The sequence below is a fragment of the Cupriavidus sp. HPC(L) genome (assembly GCF_000307735.3).
Taxonomy (GTDB): domain Bacteria; phylum Pseudomonadota; class Gammaproteobacteria; order Burkholderiales; family Burkholderiaceae; genus Cupriavidus.
On sequence record NZ_AMPR02000166.1, the window covers coordinates 1 to 6,768 of the forward strand.

General features: G+C 69.0%; 5 protein-coding genes. All 5 read left to right on the forward strand.

The features are described 5' to 3' along the window. The coding region (locus B551_RS11300; protein ID WP_043438965.1) for a hydroxyacylglutathione hydrolase C-terminal domain-containing protein at positions 1–137 on the forward strand (137 nt) is incomplete at its 5' end. Between the two features lie 126 nt (positions 138–263). Further along, a complete protein-coding gene (locus B551_RS11305; RefSeq protein WP_006578184.1) occupies positions 264–1,961 on the forward strand; it encodes a transglycosylase SLT domain-containing protein in 1,698 nt (565 codons plus the stop codon). 225 nt (positions 1,962–2,186) lie between these two features. Further along, positions 2,187–4,079 carry a propionate--CoA ligase gene (locus B551_RS11310; RefSeq protein WP_006578185.1) on the forward strand — a complete coding sequence of 631 codons (1,893 nt, stop codon included), beginning with the start codon at positions 2,187–2,189 and terminating at the stop codon, positions 4,077–4,079. Positions 4,080–4,261: 182 nt separating this feature from the next. Continuing rightward, entirely contained in the window at positions 4,262–6,631 is a 2,370-nt protein-coding gene (locus B551_RS11315) for a bifunctional salicylyl-CoA 5-hydroxylase/oxidoreductase (RefSeq protein ID WP_023264108.1), read from the forward strand. Next, on the forward strand, positions 6,628–6,768 hold a 141-nt coding region (locus tag B551_RS27065; RefSeq protein WP_157071958.1), incomplete at its 3' end, for an SDR family NAD(P)-dependent oxidoreductase. The genes B551_RS11315 and B551_RS27065, both read left to right, overlap by 4 nt.

The following is a 6,768-nucleotide window of genomic DNA, read 5'->3' on the forward strand; positions in this document are numbered from 1 at the left end:
ATGAGCGCGCGGTCAATCCCTTCCTGCGTTCCCGTGACCCCGCGGTGCGCCAGGCGCTGGCCCGTCAGGGCGCTGCCGCCGCGGACGATGCCGGGGCCTTCGGCGCGCTGCGCGCCTGGAAGGACGGCTTTCGCTGACGGATGCACCGCCGATCCGTCTGCCCGACCGCCCGCGCCTGGGCGAAAAGCGGAAAATCCAATTGACGCAAGAACCGCTTTGTCTTTAGGATCAGCCAATTTTTAGCGTCACGATCCGAGAACTTGATGAGAATTGGTCGATACCTGGCGGCCGTAGCCTGTGCGGCGCTGCTGGCGGCTTGCGCCAGCACGCCCGTCCCGCCTGATGAAGCCGGCACGGCCGGCTCGCCGACCGCCCTGGCTTCCGCCACCAAGCCCAAGACCGGCCTTCCCCCCACCGATCCGCTCAATTCGATCCACCTGCCGCCGACCATCGCGCGCGAGACCGCGCCGATCAATGTCGACGAAGACAGGATCGACTGGACGCTGGGCCAGTCGCAGGACATCTGGGTGCGCATCCGTCGCGGCTTTTCGATGCCGGACCTGGAAGGCACGCTGGTCGAGGACCGCACGCAGTGGTATGCGGCGCGGCCCGACTATATGGAGCGGATGATCGCGCGGTCGAGCAAATACCTGTACCACATCGTCGCCGAGCTCGAACGCCGCAACATGCCGACCGAGCTGGCGCTGCTGCCCTTCGTCGAGAGCGCGTTCAACCCGGAAGCAGTGTCGAGCGCGAAGGCGGCCGGCATGTGGCAGTTCATCCCGAGCACCGGCAAGCACTACAACCTGAAGCAGAACATGTTCCGCGACGAGCGCCGCGATGTGCTGGCCTCGACCGAAGCGGCGCTGGACTACCTGAGCCGGCTGCATGACATGTTCGGCGACTGGCATCTGGCGCTGGCGGCGTACAACTGGGGCGAGGGCGCGGTGTCGCGGGCGATCGCGCGCAACGAGGCGCGCGGGCTGCCGACCGACTACGCCAGCCTGACGATGCCCAACGAGACGCGCTACTACGTGCCGAAGCTGCAGGCGGTCAAGAACATCGTCAGCAACCCGGCCAGCTATGGCGTCACGCTGCCGCCGATTCCGGACCATCCGTATTTCGTCACGGTGACGACCTCGCGCGATATCGACGTGACGCTGGCGGCCAAGCTGGCCAACATGCCGCTGGAGGAATTCCGCGCGCTCAATCCGTCGTTCAACAAGCCGGTGATCCTCGGTGCGTCGAACCCGCAGATCCTGCTGCCGTTCGAGAATGCCGAGCGTTTCCAGTACAACCTGAACACCTATCGCGGCGGGCTGTCGAGCTGGACCGCGGTGACGGTGGACGGGCGCGAGCGTGTCGAATCGCTGGCCGCGCGGCTGAACGTCGATCCGGACACGCTGCGCGAGATCAACCGGATTCCGAAGGGCATGCGTCTGAAGCCCGGCTCGACCGTGATGATTCCGCGTTCGGGCCGCCATACCGAGGACATCAGCGCCAAGCTGGCGGACAACGCGATCCTGGCGATGGAGCCGGATCTGCCCGAAGCGCGCCGGCTGGTGGTGCGCGCGGGCAAGCGCGACACGGTCGCCTCGGTGGCGCGCCGCTATGGCGTGTCGGTCAGCCAGGTCCGGGCATGGAACAAGCTGTCGGGCTCCAAGCTGGTGGCCGGGCAGAGCCTGGTGCTGAACGTGCCGGTCAAGCGCGCGCGGGCGATCGCCGAGCGCGACGACGAGGTGCGGGTGATCCGCGTATCGGGCAAGGGCGGCCGCGCCGTCAACGCCCGCCAGCGCGTGGTGGTCGAACCGCACGGCAAGGCGGTGCGGGCCTCGTCGAGAGCTTCCGCCAAGGCCAGCGTCAAGGCCAGTGTCAAGGCCAGCACCGGGGCCTCCTCCGGCCGGGCCAGCGCCAAGGCCAGCGCAGCGCCCAAGGCGAAGGCGAAGGGCAAGGCGCGCTGACGGTCGCTGACGGTCGCTGACGGTCGCTGACGGTCGCGAAAGGCGTAGCACCGCAGTAGCCACCGGGAAGGGGCATGCCAAAGGGCGTGTCCCTTTTTCTTTGGGCGCGGCCGGTCCGGCCAGCCAGGCGGGCGACCTTGTGGACATTGCGGATGGCGAAGCCGGTGCCGGTGGTGGCAAACTGGCGGTCCAACGATAACCGCCGCCCCAGCGGAGGAGACAGCAATGGCCACCACCCGCGCCCTGCACGCGCGTTCCCTCGTCGATCCCGACGCCTTCTGGGCCGAGCAGGCCCGCCGCATCGATTGGCAGACCCCCTGCGAACAGGTCCTCGACTACAGCCGGCCGCCATTTGCGCGCTGGTTCGTCGGCGGACGCACCAATCTCTGCCATAACGCGGTCGACCGGCACCTGGCCAAGCGGGCCGAGCAGCCGGCCCTGGTCCATGTCTCCACCGAAACCGACCAGCGCCGCAGCTACAGCTACCGCGAGCTGCATGCCGAGGTCAACCGCATGGCCGCCGTGCTGCTGGCGCTGGGCGTGCGGCAGGGCGACCGCGTGCTGATCTACATGCCGATGATTCCCGAGGCGGTGTTCGCGATGCTGGCCTGCACGCGCATCGGCGCGGTGCATTCGGTGGTGTTCGGCGGCTTTGCCTCGGTCAGCCTGGCCGCGCGCATCGACGATGCGCGGCCGCGCGTGGTGGTCAGCGCCGATGCCGGCTCGCGCGGCGGCAAGGTCGTGCCCTACAAGCCGCTGCTCGACGAGGCGCTGCGGCTCGCGCAGAACCCGCCCGACAAGGTGCTGCTGGTCGACCGCGGCCTTGCGCCGATGGAACGGACCCCGGGCCGCGACGAGGACTACCTGGCCTGGCGCGAGCGCGTCGGCGCGACGCAGGTGCCATGCGAATGGCTCGAATCGAGCGCGCCGTCGTACATCCTCTATACCTCCGGCACCACCGGCAAGCCCAAGGGCGTGCAGCGCGACACCGGCGGCTACGCGGTCGCGCTGGCCACGTCGATGGAGACCATCTTCTGCGGCAAGCCCGGCGACACGATGTTCTGCACCTCCGACATCGGCTGGGTGGTCGGCCACAGCTATATCGTCTACGGTCCGCTGCTGGCCGGCATGACGACGCTGCTGTACGAGGGCACGCCAGTGCGGCCCGATGCCGGCATCCTGTGGCAGCTGGTCGAGCAGTACCGCGTCAACGTGATGTTCAGCGCGCCGACCGCGATCCGCGTGCTGAAGAAGCAGGACCCGTCGTGGCTGACCCGCTACGACTTGTCGAGCCTGCGCATGCTGTTCCTGGCCGGCGAGCCGCTGGACGAGCCGACCGCCAGCTGGATCCAGTCCGCGATCAACAAGCCGGTGGTCGACAACTACTGGCAGACCGAGACCGGCTGGCCGATCATCGCGCTGCAGCACGGCATCGAGGCGCTGCCCGCCAAGCTGGGCTCGCCGGGGCTGCCCGTGTACGGCTACGACGTGCGCATCGTCGACGAGCAGACCGGCGCCGAATGCGCACCGGGGCAGAAGGGCGTGGTGGCGATCGAGGGGCCGCTGCCGCCCGGCTGCATGAGCACCGTCTGGGGCGACGACGAGCGCTTCGTCAAGACCTACTGGTCCGGCTTTCCCGACAAGCAGCGCTACTCGACCTTCGACTGGGGCGTGCGCGACGAGGACGGCTATCTGTTCATCCTTGGGCGTACCGACGACGTGCTGAACGTGGCCGGCCACCGGCTGGGCACGCGCGAGATCGAGGAAAGCATCGCCTCGCACCCGGCGGTGGCGGAGGTCGCGGTGGTGGGTGTCGCCGATCCGCTGAAGGGGCAGGTCGCGCTGGCGGTCTGCATCCTGCGCGATGCCGGGCGCGCCGCCACGCCGCAAGCCCGCATGGCGCTGGAGGGAGAGATCATGCAGACGGTGGACCGCCAGCTCGGCGCGGTGGCGCGGCCCGCCCGCGTGGTGTTCGTCGGCGCGTTGCCGAAGACGCGCTCCGGCAAGCTGCTGCGCCGCGCGATCCAGGCGGTGGCCGAAGGGCGCGACCCCGGGGACCTGACGACCATCGAGGACCCGTCGGCGCTGGCGCAGTTCCGGGAGGCGCTGCAGGGCTGACCCGGCCGCGGGCAGGCGGCGCCGCAGAGCCATGCTGCAGGGGCCGCTTGCCAAGCGGGCCGCCTCGCCCTATTATTTTAAACATAAAATATTTAGGGCTGTATTGATTACGGCACAGCGCCGGCGAATCGGTACCACGGCGGCAGGGCGGCAGCGGCCATCACGCCGCCAGGAGACGACAGATGCGAATACTGTGTATTGGCGGCGGACCGGCCGGCCTGTATTTCGGCCTGCTGATGAAGCGGCAGGACCCGCGCCATGAGGTAATCGTGGTCGAGCGCAACCGGCCCTACGACACCTTCGGCTGGGGCGTGGTGTTCTCCGACGCCACCATGGACAACCTGCGCGAGGCCGATCCGGAAAGCGCGCGCGAGATCGACGCGGCCTTCAATCACTGGGACGACATCGACATCCATTTCCGCGGCCGCACGATGCGTTCGAGCGGGCACGGCTTCATCGGTATCGGCCGCAAGCGCCTGCTGAACATCCTGCAGGCCCGCTGCGAGGCGCTTGGCGTGGAGCTGGTGTTCGAGACCGACGTGCAGGACGACCAGGCGCTGGCCGAGCAGTACCGCGCCGATCTGGTGATCGCCTCCGACGGCGTCAACAGCCGCGTGCGCACCCGCTACGCGCAGACCTTCGCCCCGGACATCGATACGCGCCAGTGCCGTTTCGTCTGGCTTGGCACGAAAAAGCGCTTCGACGCCTTCACGTTCGCCTTCGAGCAGACCGAGCACGGCTGGTTTCAGGCGCACGCCTACCGCTTCGACGACGACACCTCGACCTTCATCGTCGAGACTCCCGAATCGGTCTGGCGTGCCGCCGGCATCGAGCAGATGGACCAGCAGCAGGGCATCGCCTACTGCGAGCGGCTGTTCGCGAAATATCTCGATGGCCAGCCGCTGATCAGCAATGCCACGCACCTGCGCGGCTCGGCCAACTGGATCCGCTTCAACCGCGTGATCTGCAACACCTGGGTCCACTGGAACACGCTGGCGGACGGCCGCCGCGTGCCGGTGGTGCTGATGGGCGATGCCGCGCACACCGCGCATTTCTCGATCGGCTCCGGCACCAAGCTGGCGCTGGAGGATGCGATCGATCTGGCCACCAATCTGCGCGGCCTGGCGCAACCGGGTGCGGACGCGCTGGACGAGGCGCTGCGCCGCTACGAGGCCGTCCGCAGCGTCGAGGTGCTGAAGATCCAGAACGCCGCACGCAATTCCACCGAATGGTTCGAGAACGTCGAGCGCTACGCGCGGCTGGCGCCCGAGCAGTTCGCCTATTCGCTGCTGACGCGCTCGCAGCGGATCTCGCACGAGAACCTGCGGCTGCGCGACCGCGGCTATGTCGAGGACTACGAGCGCTGGCTGGCGCGCCAGGCCGGCGTGCCCGAGGAAAGCCTGCGCGCGCACGACGGCGCCTTGCCGCCGATGTTCACGCCTTACCGCGTGCGCGGCCTGACGCTGAAGAACCGCGTGGTGGTGTCGCCGATGGCGATGTACTGCTGCGTCGATGGCGTGCCCGGCGACTTCCATCTGGTGCATCTGGGCGCGCGCGCCCAGGGCGGTGCCGGCCTGGTGATGGCCGAGATGACCTGCGTGTCGCCGGACGCGCGCATCACGCCGGGATGCCCGGGTTTGTGGAATGACGAACAACGCGACGCGTGGCGCCGCATCGTCGATTTCGTCCATGCGGGCACGGGGCTGGCCGGCGGCACGCGCATCGGCATGCAACTTGGCCATGCTGGCCGCAAAGGCTCGACCCAGCTCGGCTGGCAGGCGATGGACCATCCGCTGCCCGAGGGCAACTGGCCGCTGATCTCGGCCTCGCCGCTGCCGTATCTGCCCGGCATTTCGCAGGTGCCGCGTGCGATGACGCGCGAGGACATGGATCGCGTGCGCGACGACTTCGTCGCCGCGGCGCGGCGCGCGGCCGAAGCCGGCTTCGACTGGCTGGAGCTGCATTGCGCGCACGGCTATCTGCTGTCGTCGTTCATCTCGCCGCTGACCAACCGGCGCGACGACGAGTACGGCGGCTCGCTGGCCAACCGGCTGCGCTATCCGCTCGAGGTGTTCGCCGCGGTGCGCGAAGTCTGGCCGTCGCAGCGGCCGATGTCGGTGCGCATTTCCGCGCACGACTGGGTCGAGGGCGGCATCACGCCCGACGATGCGGTCGAGATCGCGCGCGCATTCAAGGCGGCCGGCGCGGATCTGATCGACTGCTCGTCGGGGCAGGTCAGCCCCGAGCAGGCGCCGGTCTATGGCCGCATGTACCAGACGCCGTTCGCCGACCGCATCCGCAACGAGGCGGGCATTCCGACCATCGCGGTTGGCGCGATCTCCGAGGCCGATCACGTCGACAGCATCATCGCCGCAGGCCGCGCCGACCTGTGCGCGATCGCGCGCCCGCATCTGGCCGATCCGGCCTGGACACTGCATCAGGCCGCGCAGCTTGGCTATCGGCCGGTCGACTGGCCGGTGCAATACCAGGCCGGCAAGCGGCAGCTGGAGACCAACCTCGAGCGCGCCGCGGCGCTGGCGGGGGCGCGATGAACGCCGATCGTTCGTCGTTGCCGCTGCAGGGGCGCCACGCGCTAGTCACGGGCGGGGCGCGCGGCATTGGCGCCGCCATCGCCGGACGCCTGCTGGCCGAGGGCGCCAGCGTGACGCTGCTGGGCCGCGACGGCGAC